Source organism: Bacillus cereus group sp. BfR-BA-01350, assembly GCF_022663775.1.
Classification (GTDB): Bacteria; Bacillota; Bacilli; order Bacillales; family Bacillaceae_G; genus Bacillus_A; species Bacillus_A paranthracis.
The window spans coordinates 95061-109047 of sequence record NZ_JAKUGD010000006.1 but is presented as its reverse complement, the minus strand read 5'-3'; the positions used below and the strand labels follow the sequence as shown (position 1 = coordinate 109047).

Here is a 13987-nt window from a genome sequence, read left to right as displayed (position 1 = left end):
GTGAAACTTATTCATTTAACTCATCCACATGAACAAAATAAATTAGAATTACCACCTACTGTAATGGCATTAGGATTTTTTGATGGCATTCATTTAGGACATCAATGTGTGATTCGAACTGCGAAACAAATAGCGGATGAAAAGGGATATAAAAGTGCAGTTATGACATTTTATCCGCATCCATCTGTTGTTTTAGGTAAAAAAGAAGCGCATGCCGAGTATATTACACCAATGTGTGATAAAGAAAAAATAGTCGAGAGTTTAGGAATCGATATATTATATGTTGTTAAATTTGACGAATCATTTGCAGGCTTATTGCCGCAGCAATTTGTAGATGATTATATTATTGGTTTAAATGTAAAGCATGTAGTAGCAGGGTTTGATTATTCATATGGACGTTTAGGAAAAGGAAAGATGGAGACTTTACCATTTCATGCAAGAGGGGAGTTTACACAGACTGTGATTGAAAAAGTTGAATTTCAAGAAGAGAAAGTAAGTTCTACGGCATTACGAAAGTTAATTCGAAATGGCGAAATGGAGCAAATTCCATCTATTTTAGGTAGAGCATATACAGTAGGAGGAACGGTTGTACACGGTGATAAACGTGGACGTCAAATTGGTTTCCCAACAGCTAATGTAGGTTTAAGTGATGAGTATCTATTACCACCTGTAGGTGTTTATGCAGTGAGATTAAAAGTTCACGATGAATGGTACGACGGTGTATGTAATATTGGATATAAACCAACCTTTAAAGAAGATGAGCGCCAACTATCTATTGAAGTGCACTTATTTGAATTTAACAAAGACATATATGATCAAAATGTTACAGTAGAGTGGCATATGCGTATAAGAGAAGAGAAGAAATTCAATGGCATCGATGAGTTAGTTGAACAAATCGCAAAAGATAAGAAAACAGCACAAGAATATTTTGCGAACGAAAATAATATACTTGCTTTTTCAAATGAAAAGTAGTATTCTATGTTATGTACTTTATGACAACCATTGCTTGGCATTGCGACTCACCGACGCTTGCTAGGTAATCGGGGGTTTAATTAATAGGAGGTGAAATAGGATGGCTTTAACACAAGAGCGTAAAAATGAAATCATTGCACAATTTAGAACTCATGAGACTGATACTGGTTCTCCAGAGGTTCAAATTGCTGTCCTAACGGAGCAAATTAACACTCTAAACGAGCACTTACGTACTCACAAGAAAGATCATCATTCACGTCGTGGTCTATTAAAGATGGTTGGTAAACGTCGTAACTTACTAACTTACCTTCGTAATAGCGATATCACACGTTACCGTGAATTAATCACAAAGCTTGGCTTACGTCGATAGTCAAAGAAGCGGGAATATTCCCGCTTTTTTGTTAGGTAAAAATATATCTTCTACTCTTTATAGCTTACTTCATTTTCGGTAATACTAGAGGTAGAATATTGTGATATACTATCCATTTACATAGAAGAATTGAATACTTTAAATTGAGAGGGGTACTTAAATGAGTCAAGAAAAGCAAGTCTTCTCGATAGATTTAGCTGGTCGCCAGCTAACAGTTGAAACAGGTCAGCTTGCAAAGCAAGCGAACGGAGCAGTATTAGTAAGATATGGCGATACAGCGGTTCTATCTACAGCAACTGCATCAAAAGAAGCAAAAAATGTAGATTTCTTCCCACTTACAGTAAACTATGAAGAGCGTTTATATGCAGTCGGAAAAATTCCTGGCGGTTTCATTAAACGTGAAGGTCGTCCAAGTGAAAAAGCAATTTTGGCAAGTCGTTTAATCGACCGTCCAATTCGTCCACTTTTCGCAGATGGTTTCCGTAACGAAGTACAAGTTGTCAGCATCGTAATGAGTGTTGATCAAGATTGTTCTTCTGAAATGGCAGCTATGCTTGGTTCTTCATTAGCGTTATCGATTTCAGACATTCCATTTGAAGGTCCGATCGCGGGTGCAACAGTTGGTCGTATTAACGGCGAATTCGTTATCAACCCAACAGTAGAACAGCAAGAACAAAGTGATATTCACCTTGTTGTAGCTGGTACGAAAGATGCAATTAACATGGTTGAAGCAGGAGCAGATCAAGTGCCTGAGGAAACAATGTTAGAAGCAATTATGTTTGGTCATGACGAAATTAAACGTCTAATTGCATTCCAAGAAGAGATTGTACAAGCTGTAGGTAAAGAGAAATCAGAAGTGAAACTTTATGAAGTTGACGCTGATCTTAACCAAGCTGTACGTGAAATGGCTGAGAAGGATATGCATTCTGCAATTCAAGTACATGAGAAACATGCACGTGAAGATGCAATTAACGAAGTGAAAAAGCGTGTAATTGAGCATTACGAAGCGCAAGAAGCTGATGCTGATACATTAGGACAAGTAAATGAGATTTTATATAAAATTGTAAAAGAAGAAGTACGTCGTCTTATTACAGTTGAGAAAATCCGCCCAGATGGCCGTAAAGGTGACGAAATTCGTCCATTAGCATCAGAGGTTGGCATTTTATCTCGTACACACGGTTCTGGTTTATTCACACGTGGACAAACACAAGCATTAAGTATTTGTACATTAGGTGCATTAGGCGATGTGCAAATTTTAGACGGTCTTGGTGTAGAAGAATCAAAACGCTTTATGCACCATTACAATTTCCCATCATTTAGTGTTGGTGAAACAAGACCAATGCGTGGACCAGGTCGTCGTGAAATCGGTCACGGTGCACTAGGAGAACGTGCTCTTGAGCCTGTAATTCCGTCTGAAAAAGATTTCCCATACACAGTACGTCTTGTATCTGAAGTATTAGAATCAAATGGTTCTACTTCACAAGCGAGTATTTGTGGTAGTACTTTAGCAATGATGGATGCTGGTGTTCCACTTAAAGCTCCAGTTGCAGGTATTGCAATGGGCCTAGTTAAATCAGGTGAGCATTACACAATTTTAACTGATATTCAAGGTATGGAAGATCATTTAGGTGATATGGACTTTAAAGTAGCAGGTACAGCACACGGTGTAACTGCACTACAAATGGACATTAAAATCGATGGTCTATCTCGTGAAATTTTAGAAGAGGCATTACAACAAGCGAAAGTTGGTCGTATGCACATTCTAGATCATATGTTATCTGTAATTGCAGAGCCACGCACTGAATTATCAGCGTACGCTCCAAAGATTATTACAATGACAATTAACCCGGATAAAATCCGTGACGTTATCGGACCAAGCGGTAAACAAATCAATAAAATTATTGAAGAAACGGGCGTTAAAATTGACATCGAGCAAGATGGTACAGTATTCATTTCTTCAATAAATCAAGAAATGAACGATAAAGCTAAGAAAATTATCGAGGATATCGTTCGCGAAGTACAAGTAGGTGAAATCTACGAAGGAAAAGTGAAACGTGTTGAGAAATTCGGTGCTTTCGTTGAATTATTCAGCGGTAAAGATGGATTAGTTCACATTTCTGAACTTGCACTTGAGCGTGTAGGTAAAGTAGAAGACGTTGTGAAAATCGGTGATGTAATTACAGTTAAAGTTATCGAGATTGACAAGCAAGGTCGCGTGAATTTATCTAGAAAAGTATTGCTAAAAGAAGAGCAAGAAAAAGAAGCTGCTAAAGAAGAAAACAAACAAGAGCAGCAATAAGTAAAAGCCAGTTTAACTGGCTTTTTTTGTTATGTAAAAATATGATTTGCATATATTTTTATGTCAGTATAGGTATAGTTTTCATTATAACGCTCAAATTAACAAAGATAAGAAGAAAAATGGTTTTTTATATAGTTAATGGGAGGGTTTATATGAAAACTCGTATATTGGCATACATATGTATATTCTTTTTATATGTCAGTGCAGGTTCTTATTCTGTTTTTGCACAGGATCACTTATATGAAGAAATTCAAAAGCATGCAAAACAATATGAGATTGCACCGCAAAATGCGATGGTTGATAAGATATGGAAAGCAACACCAGGATATAATGGAAGACAAGTTGATATGGAAGCATCCTATAACAATATGAAGAAATTAAAGCAGTTTGATCAAAAACATCTTGAATTCAAGGAAGTATCACCGAGTGTCCACTTAGAAGATTTATCACCAGCACCAATTTATAGAGGTCATCCGGATAAAAAGATGGTCGGGTTAACAATAAATGTGGCATGGGGAAATGAGTATTTGCCTCGTATATTAGAAATATTGAAAAAGCATGATGTGAAGGCGACTTTCTTTTTAGAAGGACGTTGGGTGAAAGAAAATTTACGATTTGCAAAAATGATTGTTGATGCAAATCAAGAAGTTGGAAATCATTCTTACACACACCCTAATATGAAAACGTTATCGTCTGATGAAATAAGAGATCAGTTACAAAAAACAAATCGAATGATCGAAGCAGCTACGAATCAAAAGGTAAGATGGTTTGCACCGCCGAGTGGAAGTTTTCGGGATGAAGTCGTGAAAATTGCAGATGATTTTCAAATGGGAACGATTATGTGGACTGTTGATACAATTGATTGGAAGCGACCTGAGCCAGGTGTACTATTGCAGAGAGTAATGAGAAAAATACATCCAGGTGCTATCGTATTAATGCATCCTACTTCGTCCACAACAGAAGCATTAGATACAATGATTACAAAATTGAAGGAACAAGGATATAAAGTAGGGAATATAACAGAATTACTGGATGAAAAACGTGTAGATTGAATACATTTGCATGACATTCATCCTTAAACTTGTTATCATTAAATAATAGCACTTATTTAGAGAAACTGGCAGTAGGAGGAAAGTTTTTGATTAAAAAATATACTTGTAAAAATGGTGTAAGAATAGTTATGGAGAATATACCAACTGTAAGATCGGTTGCGATTGGTATTTGGATCCATGCAGGATCAAGAAATGAAAATGAAAAAAATAACGGGATTTCTCACTTTTTAGAGCATATGTTCTTTAAAGGAACAGAAACACGTAGTGCACGTGAAATTGCAGAATCATTTGATAGCATTGGTGGGCAAGTGAATGCTTTTACTTCAAAAGAATACACTTGTTACTATGCAAAAGTGCTAGATGAGCATGCTAAATATGCTTTAGATGTATTAGCAGATATGTTCTTTAATTCAACATTTGATGAAGAAGAACTGAAAAAAGAGAAGAATGTCGTATGTGAAGAAATTAAAATGTACGAAGATGCTCCAGATGATATTGTGCATGATATGTTAACGAAAGCAACATATGAAACGCATCCGCTTGGATATCCTATTTTAGGAACAGAAGAAACGCTTAATACGTTTACAGGTGATACGCTACGTCAATATATTAAGGATCATTACACACCTGAAAATGTAGTTGTATCAATTGCAGGAAATATTGATGAAGCCTTTTTACAAACAGTAGAGCAATATTTCGGTAGTTATGAAGGAACGACAAACCGTGAACAAGTACATAGCCCAATTTTCCATTTTAATAAGGTAGCACGTAAAAAGGAAACAGAACAAGCTCATTTATGTTTAGGATATAAAGGCTTACAAATGGGACACGAAGATATTTATAACTTAATTGTATTAAATAACGTTTTAGGCGGTAGTATGAGTAGCCGTTTATTCCAAGAAGTACGTGAGCAACGCGGGTTAGCTTACTCAGTATTCTCTTACCATTCTTCTTATGAAGATACAGGTATGTTAACGCTGTATGGTGGAACAGGTAGCCAACAATTGGATACACTGTATGAAACAATGCAAGAAACATTAGAAACATTGAAAAATACAGGTATTACAGAAAAAGAGCTTATGAATAGTAAAGAGCAATTAAAAGGAAACTTAATGTTAAGTTTAGAAAGTACGAATAGTCGTATGAGCCGTAATGGTAAAAATGAATTGCTACTTCGTAAGCACCGTTCACTTGATGAGATTATTGAAAGTGTAAACACTGTAACAAAAGAAAATGTAGATGAGTTAATTCGTAACATGTTTACAGATGAATTTTCTGCAGCATTAATTAGTCCAGATGGAAAACTTCCAAAAGGAATAAAACTGTAATTACTATATATGATTTAAAAATAACCGTATCTCTTTTAAATGAGATACGGTTATTTTTTGTGGGTATATAGAATAGGTACTAATTATGGATAACTTAAATGAATAATTTGGATAGGGGGAGAGAGTATGCGATTAAGTGAACTAAGTGGGAAAGAAATTGTTAATTTAGAAAGAGCAGAAAAAATGGGGGTTTTAGGTTATGTGGATTTAGAGGTTGATGAAAAGGATGGACAAATACAGGCTCTTATTATACCTGCTGGGAAATGGGGAGGTTTCAAAAAGGAACCACAAGAAATAAGAGTAGCATGGAGGCAAATTAAAAAAGTGGGGCATGATATGATTCTTTGTGATATTACAGATCGTTCAAATTCGAAGTGAAAGATGGCCATTTTGGTCATCTTTTTTTGTTCATTTTACTCAGAGCAAAATCCAACAGAATATCTTTTCCTATGCCGAATTTTGAGGTAGGACCTTCCTACATACAAATAGCGGGATACATGATAGGTGCTTTTTGTTTTTCAATCACCTAAAACTCGTACATTACATATGATGTGGAGGAAAAAGAAAAAGTAGGCACTTTTCTTATAAATGACAGAAAAAGAAGGTGAATTAGGGAATGTTGACTGAGATGCATATTGCTGTCATAGGAGGAGATGCAAGACAGCTAGAAGTAATTCGCAAGCTCGTTGAATTGGATGCGAAACTTTCATTGATAGGGTTTGATCAGTTAGACCATGGCTTCACAGGGGCAGCAAAAGAAAGTATACAAAATTTAGATTTCACTTCTTTAGATGCAATTATTTTGCCAGTTGCAGGTACAAATGCCAAGGGAGAAGTAGATACTATTTTTTCAAATGAAAAAGTTTCTATAACGAAAGAACAAATTGAAAATACACCAGAACATTTTACTATATATTCAGGTATTGGTACGCCTTACTTGGAAAATCTCGTATCTACTACAAACCGTAAACTAATTAAATTATTTGATCGTGATGATGTGGCAATCTACAATTCTATACCAACTGTAGAAGGTACATTAATGATGGTAATTCAACATACCGACTATACAATTCATGGTTCTAATGTAATGGTTTTAGGATTTGGTAGAACAGGGATGAGCGTTGCCAGAGCATTTCAATCATTAGGAGCCCATGTCAAAGTTGGAGCAAGACGATCGGAACATATTGCACGTATTACAGAAATGATGTTTTCTCCTTTTCATATGCAGAACATTGAGAAAGAAGTAGGGGATATCGATATTGTCATTAATACAATTCCGCATCTCGTTGTGACAGCAAATGTCATTTCAAAAATGCCGGCTCATACGTTAGTAATTGATTTAGCTTCTAAACCAGGCGGTACCGACTTTAGATATGCAGAAAAAAGAGGAGTCAAAGCGCTGTTAGCACCTGGATTACCAGGTATTGTTGCTCCAAAAACAGCAGGACAAATTTTAGCGAACGTTCTTTCTCAGTTATTAGCAGAAGATGTAATCGCAAGAAAGGAGAATGGGGAATGAATTTAAAAGGGAAAAGAATAGGGTTTGGTTTTACGGGTTCACATTGTACGTACGAAGAAGTAATGCCTCATTTAGAAAAGTTAATTGCTGAGGGAGCTGAAGTGCGTCCAGTTGTTTCTTACACTGTTCAATCAACAAATACGAGATTTGGCGAAGGGGCAGAATGGATTAAAAAGATTGAAGAAGTAACAGGTTTTAAAGCGATTAATTCAATCGTTGGCGCAGAACCACTTGGACCTAAAATCCCATTAGATTGTATGGTAATTGCTCCTTTAACAGGAAACTCTATGAGTAAATTTGCGAATGCAATGACAGACTCTCCAGTACTAATGGCAGCAAAAGCGACGCTAAGAAATGGTAAGCCCGTCGTATTGGCTGTTTCGACGAATGATGCTTTAGGGCTTAATGGAGTAAATCTCATGCGCCTAATGGCCACAAAAAACATCTACTTCGTCCCATTCGGTCAAGACGCACCAGAGAAAAAACCGAACTCAATGGTAGCACGCATGGAGCTGCTTGAAGATACAGTATTAGAAGCACTGCAAGGGAAGCAATTGCAACCGGTTGTCGTAGAAAAATTCAGATATATGAATTAAAAAACGAAAAAAAACGGACAATTTTCGATGAAACCATCATTCTTACTGTAGAATATGATAAAATTAACGTTATTAAGATTAGAAGGGGTATTCTATACTCCTTCTCATTCTAAGTTATAGAAGGATTGGTATCTAGAAAGGGGCATAGTGATGGAAAAGCAAAAAACTTTTCATGTCGCTGTAGTTGGAGCAACCGGCGCAGTTGGTGAACAAATGTTAAATACTTTAGAGAAACGAGAATTTCCAATCGGGAAGTTAACGTTACTTTCATCTAAACGATCTGCAGGTAAGAAACTTGTATTTAAAGGCGAAGAATTTACAGTTCAAGAGGCAACTCCTGAAAGTTTTGAAGGAGTAGATATCGCACTATTTAGTGCTGGTGGATCTGTATCAAAACAATTAGCGCCAGAAGCAGCAAAGCGCGGTGCGATTGTTGTTGATAATACAAGTGCATTCCGTATGACAGAAAACGTGCCACTTGTTGTACCTGAAGTAAATGAAAACGACTTAAAAGAACATAACGGTATTATTGCAAATCCAAACTGTTCTACAATTCAAATGGTAGTAGCTCTTGAGCCAGTTCGTCAGCAATATGGTTTAAAACGAGTAATCGTTTCCACATATCAAGCTGTATCAGGTGCTGGTGCGGCAGCGATTGAAGAACTTCATGAACAATCACAAGCAATCTTAAATGGTGAAGAAGTAAAGGCGAATGTTTTACCTGTATCAGGTGATAAGAAACATTTCCCGATTGCTTTCAACGCGATTCCACAGATTGATAAGTTCCAAGATAATGGATTTACATTTGAAGAAATGAAAATGATTAATGAAACGAAAAAAATTATGCATATGCCAGAGCTAGAAGTAGCGGCAACATGTGTACGTTTACCAGTTGTATCAGGTCACTCTGAGTCTGTTTACATTGAAGTAGAAAAAGAGGGTGTAACAGTAGAGGAATTAAAGAACTTACTTGCAAATGCAGAAGGTATCGTTCTGCAAGATAACCCAGAAGAGCAATTATATCCAATGCCAGCTACTGCAGTAGGTAAAAACGAAGTATTCGTTGGAAGAATCCGTAAAGATTTAAATAACGATAAAGGATTCCATCTTTGGGTCGTATCTGATAACTTATTAAAAGGCGCTGCATGGAATTCTGTTCAAATTGCAGAGCGCTTAGTAAAATTACAATTAGTGTAAACGGCTAAGAGAAGGTGCAAAATATGAAAATTATTGTTCAAAAATTTGGTGGCACATCTGTACGTGATGAAAATGGACGTAAGCATGCGCTTCATCATATAAAAAAATCGCTAGATGCGGGTTATAAAGTAGTGACTGTCGTATCTGCTATGGGTCGTAAAGGTGAACCATATGCAACTGATACGTTGTTAAGTCTTGTAAATCAAGAGGAATCTCACATTTCTAATCGTGAGCAAGATTTATTATTATCATGCGGAGAATTAATCTCAGCAATCGTTTTCTCTAACATGTTAAATGAGAACGGTATAAAAGCGGCGGCATTAAATGGTGCACAAGCTGGTTTTGTAACAAATGATGATTTTACAAATGCTAAGATTATTGAAATGAATTGTGATCGTATACACGAAGAGCTAGAAAATGTAGATGTAATCGTTGTGACAGGATTCCAAGGACAAACGAAAAAAGGTGATACGACAACACTTGGACGCGGAGGTAGTGATACTTCAGCTTCAGCTTTAGGTGTTGCGCTTCATGCTGAATATATCGATATCTTCACAGATGTAGAAGGTGTGATGACTGCGGATCCTCGCATTGTAAAAGATGCACGTCATCTTCAAACTGTAACGTATAACGAAATTTGTAACATGGCATACCAAGGTGCAAAAGTCGTTCATCCACGTGCAGTTGAAATTGCGATGCATGCAAAAGTACCGCTTCGTGTACGTTCTACGTACTCTGATAGTGAAGGTACGCTTATTTCAGCATCTGACGGCGCTACAAAAGGCCGTGATGTAGAAGAACGTCCTGTTACAGGTATTGCACATGTATCAAATGTGACGCAAATTAAAGTACTTGCAAAAGAAACAGCATATGATTTGCAGCAGCATGTGTTTAAAGAAATGGCGAATGAAGGAATCAGTGTTGATTTAATTAACATTTCACCTACTGGGGTAGCTTATACGGTGAGTGATAATGTATCAAATCGTGCAGTTGAACTATTACAAAACCTTGGATATGAGCCAATTGTGACAGAGCATTGTGCGAAAGTATCTATTGTAGGAGCTGGAATGGCAGGATACCCAGGGGTTACTGCGAAAATCGTTACAGCTTTAGCTGAAAAAGGTATTCAAATTCTGCAATCAGCAGATAGTCATACAACTATTTGGGTTCTTGTAAAAGAAACTGATTTAGTGGAGGCTGTAAATGCATTACATAGTGCGTTTGAGCTTTCAAAAGAAAAGCAACTGGAACAATAAGGAGTGAGACCATGATAGATTTTGGGACAATTGCAACCGCGATGGTAACACCGTTTGATATAAACGGCAATATCGATTTTGCAAAGACAACGAAATTGGTAAATTATTTAATTGATAACGGTACAACAGCAATCGTGGTAGGAGGAACGACAGGAGAATCTCCTACATTAACTTCAGAAGAAAAAGTAGCGTTATATCGCCATGTCGTATCTGTTGTCGATAAAAGGGTGCCCGTAATCGCTGGAACAGGTAGTAATAATACGCATGCTTCTATTGACTTAACTAAAAAGGCAACAGAGGTTGGTGTTGATGCAGTAATGCTAGTAGCACCGTATTATAACAAACCGAGTCAAGAAGGAATGTATCAGCACTTTAAAGCAATTGCTGAAAGCACGCCGCTTCCGGTTATGCTATATAATGTTCCAGGACGATCTATTGTACAAATCTCCGTTGATACAGTTGTTCGTTTATCAGAAATAGAAAACATTGTTGCGATTAAAGATGCAGGCGGCGATGTGTTAACAATGACAGAAATCATTGAAAAAACAGCGGACGACTTTGCAGTATACAGCGGTGATGACGGTTTAACGCTACCAGCTATGGCAGTTGGAGCGAAAGGTATCGTTTCTGTAGCATCTCATGTTATCGGAAATGAAATGCAAGAAATGATTGCAGCGTTCCAAGCAGGTGAATTTAAGAAGGCGCAAAAATTACATCAATTACTTGTAAGAGTAACGGATTCATTATTTATGGCGCCAAGCCCAACACCAGTAAAAACAGCGTTACAAATGGTTGGATTAGATGTAGGTTCTGTACGTTTACCACTTCTTCCGTTAACAGAAGAAGAAAGAGTAACGTTACAATCTGTTATGCAATCTATCCCTCGTTAATAAAAAATGACCTAGTGTAGAACTAGGTCATTTTTTATTTGTATGAAAGTCTTTCCCTCTCTTTTCTTATCTTACCTATATATGTTTTTATAAGATCATTAACTGGTTTTTCATTATATATTGCAACGTGTAAAAGAAAATAATCTTAACCCTTTAAAGGAATTAAAAAGTCATAGTTATTTATAGAATGAACGCTTATATAAACGTAATAAAGTACCAATTCTATTTTTGAGAGTAATTACTTCAAATATGACGTAATTCATAAAAAAACTCCATTTTATAAGTGTTTTTGTTCAATTCTAGAAAAATAAGTCTTTAAAATCTATATTATGAAATAAATTTAGAGTATTTATAGCTATTTCTTCAAAACGATATGGGGTACGAAATCGGAGTAAATATAAAGGACATCAGTTTGATAAGTTTGTTGGGAATGCGTTCTTTTCCTTTTTCTTTCGCACGATTTAACTTGTGTTCTATTTCTTGTATCAGGTATAATATGGCTAAGTAGCTTAGTACGGGTATGCTTAGCAAAATTGGTAAAAATTATAATTTGATTACATTTTCATATCATATCGAATAAGATATTTGATTTATATAATGAAAGAGAGGTGAAACCTGGTTTAAAAAATAAACAAGGACATGATATCGCATAACGGTAAGGACATTCGTCTTGGACGGTGAATATATGGTGGTTGTAGAGTTTCCCCTGGTGTCTCTGCAATTTTAGTGAAATCAGTGTTTGAAAGATTTTTAAACCAGGCAACAACATGAAGAGAAAAGAGAATGAGTCTGTTAAAGTATTTGCTCTTGGTGGAGTAGGTGAAATCGGGAAAAACATGTACTGTGTTGAAATTGATTCTGAAATCTTTATTGTAGATGCAGGGTTAATGTTCCCGGGAGATGAAATGTTTGGAATTGATATCGTTATTCCTGATATTACATATTTAGTAGAAAACCAAGAGCGAGTAAAAGGTTTATTTATTACTCACGGTCATGAAGATCATATTGGTGGCATTGTTTACGTACTTCGTAAATTATCAATTCCAGTGTATGCAACGAAATTAACGGTAGGACTTATACAAGAAAAACTTGGCGAAGCGGGTATGTTAGGCCGTGTAGATTTAAAAACAATCGATTCAAATTCAACAGTAGAGTTTAATACTACAACGGTGTCATTCTTTGGAACGACACATAGTATTCCAGATTCTGTTGGTGTTTGTTTCCATACATCAAAAGGTGCGATCGTATATACGGGAGACTTTAAATTCGATCAAACTCCAATTGGAAATAGTGGAGCAGACCTTGGGAAAATGGCTCAAATCGGAAATGAAGGCGTTCTATGCTTATTATCTGATAGTACAAATGCTGAGCGTCCAGGCTATACAGGTTCTGAAAAAGAAGTTGGTGTAGAAATTTCTAAAGTGTTCTACGGCGCAGAAGGACGTATTATCGTTGCTTCATTTGCATCGAATGTACATCGTATTCAACAAGTATTTGATGCAGCTGCTGAAACAGGACGAAAAGTAGCGGTTGTAGGACGTAGTATGGTGAAAGTGGTAGATATCGCAAGACGTCTTGGTTATTTAGATGTTCCAGAAGGTATGGTTATTTCACTACAAGAAGTAGACAATTTCCCAGAGAAAAAGGTAGCTATTTTAACGACAGGTAGCCAAGGTGAACCGATGGCAGCCCTTTCTAGAATGGCAAAGCAAGCTCATAAACAAATTTCAATTCGTAAAGGTGATACGGTTATTATCGCGGCATCTCCAATTCCAGGTAATGAAATATCTGTATCGAAAATTATTGATTTGTTATTTAGAGCGGGAGCTGAAGTTGTTTATTACGGTGAAAGAAAAGTTCACGTTTCAGGTCACGGTAGCCAAGAAGAATTAAAATTAATGTTAAATTTAATGAAACCGAAATATTTTGTACCCGTACATGGTGAGTTCCGTATGCAAAAAGCACATGCATACTTAGCTGAAGATGTAGGTATTGCAAGAGAAAATATCTTTATTGTAGAAAAAGGCGATGTAATTGGTTTTGGTGACGATGAAGCGAACTTAGTTGGCAAAGTGCAAGCTGGCAACGTGTTAATTGATGGATTAGGTGTAGGTGATGTTGGTAATATCGTTCTTCGAGATAGAAAAATGTTATCTCAAGATGGAATATTAGTAGTTGTTGTAACACTGGGTAAAGATGAAAAGAAAATTATCTCTGGTCCAGAAATCATTTCACGTGGATTTGTATATGTACGTGAATCAGAAGCGTTAATTGACCGTTCTACAGAGATTGTACGTATGATTGTTGAGCAATCAATTAAAGAATATTCAATTGAATGGTCTATGTTAAAACAAAATATTCGTGAATTATTAGGACAGTTCTTGTACGAAGAGACGAAGAGAAAACCTATGATTTTACCGATTATTATGGAAGTATAAAAAAGATCACCTTTACGGGTGATCTTTTTTCTTTTTTCACTCTATCGAATGAAATTTATAACTTAAGAAA

The 13987-nt window shown here is 36.3% G+C and carries 12 protein-coding genes; all 12 read left to right on the top strand.

Features of this window, described 5'->3' with window-relative positions; all coding sequences use genetic code 11:
* The 12 genes from ribF to MR147_RS15205 all read left to right on the top strand — a co-directional run bounded on the left by ribF (window position 1) and on the right by MR147_RS15205 (window position 13917).
* Entirely contained in the window at window positions 1-972 is a 972-nt protein-coding gene (gene ribF / locus MR147_RS15260; protein ID WP_000766710.1) for a bifunctional riboflavin kinase/FAD synthetase, read from the top strand.
* 100 nt (window positions 973-1072) lie between these two features.
* Window positions 1073-1342 carry a 30S ribosomal protein S15 gene (gene rpsO, locus MR147_RS15255; protein ID WP_001229392.1) on the top strand — a complete coding sequence of 90 codons (270 nt, stop codon included), beginning with the start codon at window positions 1073-1075 and terminating at the stop codon, window positions 1340-1342.
* A 160-nt stretch (window positions 1343-1502) separates the two neighbouring features.
* Window positions 1503-3641, top strand: a complete 2139-nt coding sequence (gene pnp, locus MR147_RS15250; RefSeq protein ID WP_000076746.1) for a polyribonucleotide nucleotidyltransferase — start codon at window positions 1503-1505, stop codon at window positions 3639-3641.
* 152 nt (window positions 3642-3793) lie between these two features.
* Entirely contained in the window at window positions 3794-4693 is a 900-nt protein-coding gene (locus tag MR147_RS15245; protein ID WP_242304500.1) for a polysaccharide deacetylase family protein, read from the top strand.
* Window positions 4694-4779: 86 nt separating this feature from the next.
* Entirely contained in the window at window positions 4780-6021 is a 1242-nt protein-coding gene (locus MR147_RS15240; RefSeq protein ID WP_000592994.1) for a M16 family metallopeptidase, read from the top strand.
* A 126-nt stretch (window positions 6022-6147) separates the two neighbouring features.
* The gene (locus tag MR147_RS15235) at window positions 6148-6399 is read left to right on the top strand and encodes a YlmC/YmxH family sporulation protein (protein WP_001239753.1); all 252 of its coding nucleotides are present in this window, start codon (window positions 6148-6150) and stop codon (window positions 6397-6399) included.
* Window positions 6400-6637: 238 nt separating this feature from the next.
* Window positions 6638-7540, top strand: a complete 903-nt coding sequence (gene dpaA / locus MR147_RS15230; protein WP_000954725.1) for a dipicolinic acid synthetase subunit A — start codon at window positions 6638-6640, stop codon at window positions 7538-7540.
* The gene (gene dpaB / locus MR147_RS15225; RefSeq protein ID WP_001049480.1) at window positions 7537-8136 is read left to right on the top strand and encodes a dipicolinate synthase subunit B; all 600 of its coding nucleotides are present in this window, start codon (window positions 7537-7539) and stop codon (window positions 8134-8136) included. The genes dpaA and dpaB overlap by 4 nt, the downstream gene beginning before the upstream one ends.
* 150 nt (window positions 8137-8286) lie before the next feature.
* Window positions 8287-9333 (top strand): aspartate-semialdehyde dehydrogenase, encoded by a 1047-nt coding sequence (gene asd / locus MR147_RS15220; RefSeq protein WP_000414848.1) that lies wholly within the window; start codon window positions 8287-8289, stop codon window positions 9331-9333.
* Window positions 9334-9356: 23 nt separating this feature from the next.
* Window positions 9357-10589 (top strand): aspartate kinase, encoded by a 1233-nt coding sequence (gene dapG / locus MR147_RS15215; RefSeq protein WP_000692473.1) that lies wholly within the window; start codon window positions 9357-9359, stop codon window positions 10587-10589.
* A gap of 11 nt (window positions 10590-10600) precedes the next feature.
* Complete coding sequence (gene dapA, locus MR147_RS15210) at window positions 10601-11479, top strand: 4-hydroxy-tetrahydrodipicolinate synthase (RefSeq protein WP_000564761.1); 879 nt, start codon at window positions 10601-10603, stop codon at window positions 11477-11479.
* Between the two features lie 767 nt (window positions 11480-12246).
* Window positions 12247-13917 carry a ribonuclease J gene (locus MR147_RS15205; protein WP_000823085.1) on the top strand — a complete coding sequence of 557 codons (1671 nt, stop codon included), beginning with the start codon at window positions 12247-12249 and terminating at the stop codon, window positions 13915-13917.
* The last annotated feature ends 70 nt before the right edge of the window (window positions 13918-13987 follow it).

Excerpts from the sequence above, each read along its gene's own strand:
- dapG (WP_000692473.1), top strand. The coding sequence starts at position 9,357 with ATGAAAATTATTGTTCAAAAATTTGGTGGCACATCTGTACGTGATGAA.
- MR147_RS15235 (WP_001239753.1), top strand. The coding sequence starts at position 6,148 with ATGCGATTAAGTGAACTAAGTGGGAAAGAAATTGTTAATTTAGAAAGA.
- dpaB (WP_001049480.1), top strand. The coding sequence starts at position 7,537 with ATGAATTTAAAAGGGAAAAGAATAGGGTTTGGTTTTACGGGTTCACAT.
- pnp (WP_000076746.1), top strand. The coding sequence starts at position 1,503 with ATGAGTCAAGAAAAGCAAGTCTTCTCGATAGATTTAGCTGGTCGCCAG.
- dpaA (WP_000954725.1), top strand. The coding sequence starts at position 6,638 with ATGTTGACTGAGATGCATATTGCTGTCATAGGAGGAGATGCAAGACAG.
- asd (WP_000414848.1), top strand. The coding sequence starts at position 8,287 with ATGGAAAAGCAAAAAACTTTTCATGTCGCTGTAGTTGGAGCAACCGGC.
- MR147_RS15205 (WP_000823085.1), top strand. The coding sequence starts at position 12,247 with ATGAAGAGAAAAGAGAATGAGTCTGTTAAAGTATTTGCTCTTGGTGGA.
- MR147_RS15245 (WP_242304500.1), top strand. The coding sequence starts at position 3,794 with ATGAAAACTCGTATATTGGCATACATATGTATATTCTTTTTATATGTC.
- rpsO (WP_001229392.1), top strand. The coding sequence starts at position 1,073 with ATGGCTTTAACACAAGAGCGTAAAAATGAAATCATTGCACAATTTAGA.
- dapA (WP_000564761.1), top strand. The coding sequence starts at position 10,601 with ATGATAGATTTTGGGACAATTGCAACCGCGATGGTAACACCGTTTGAT.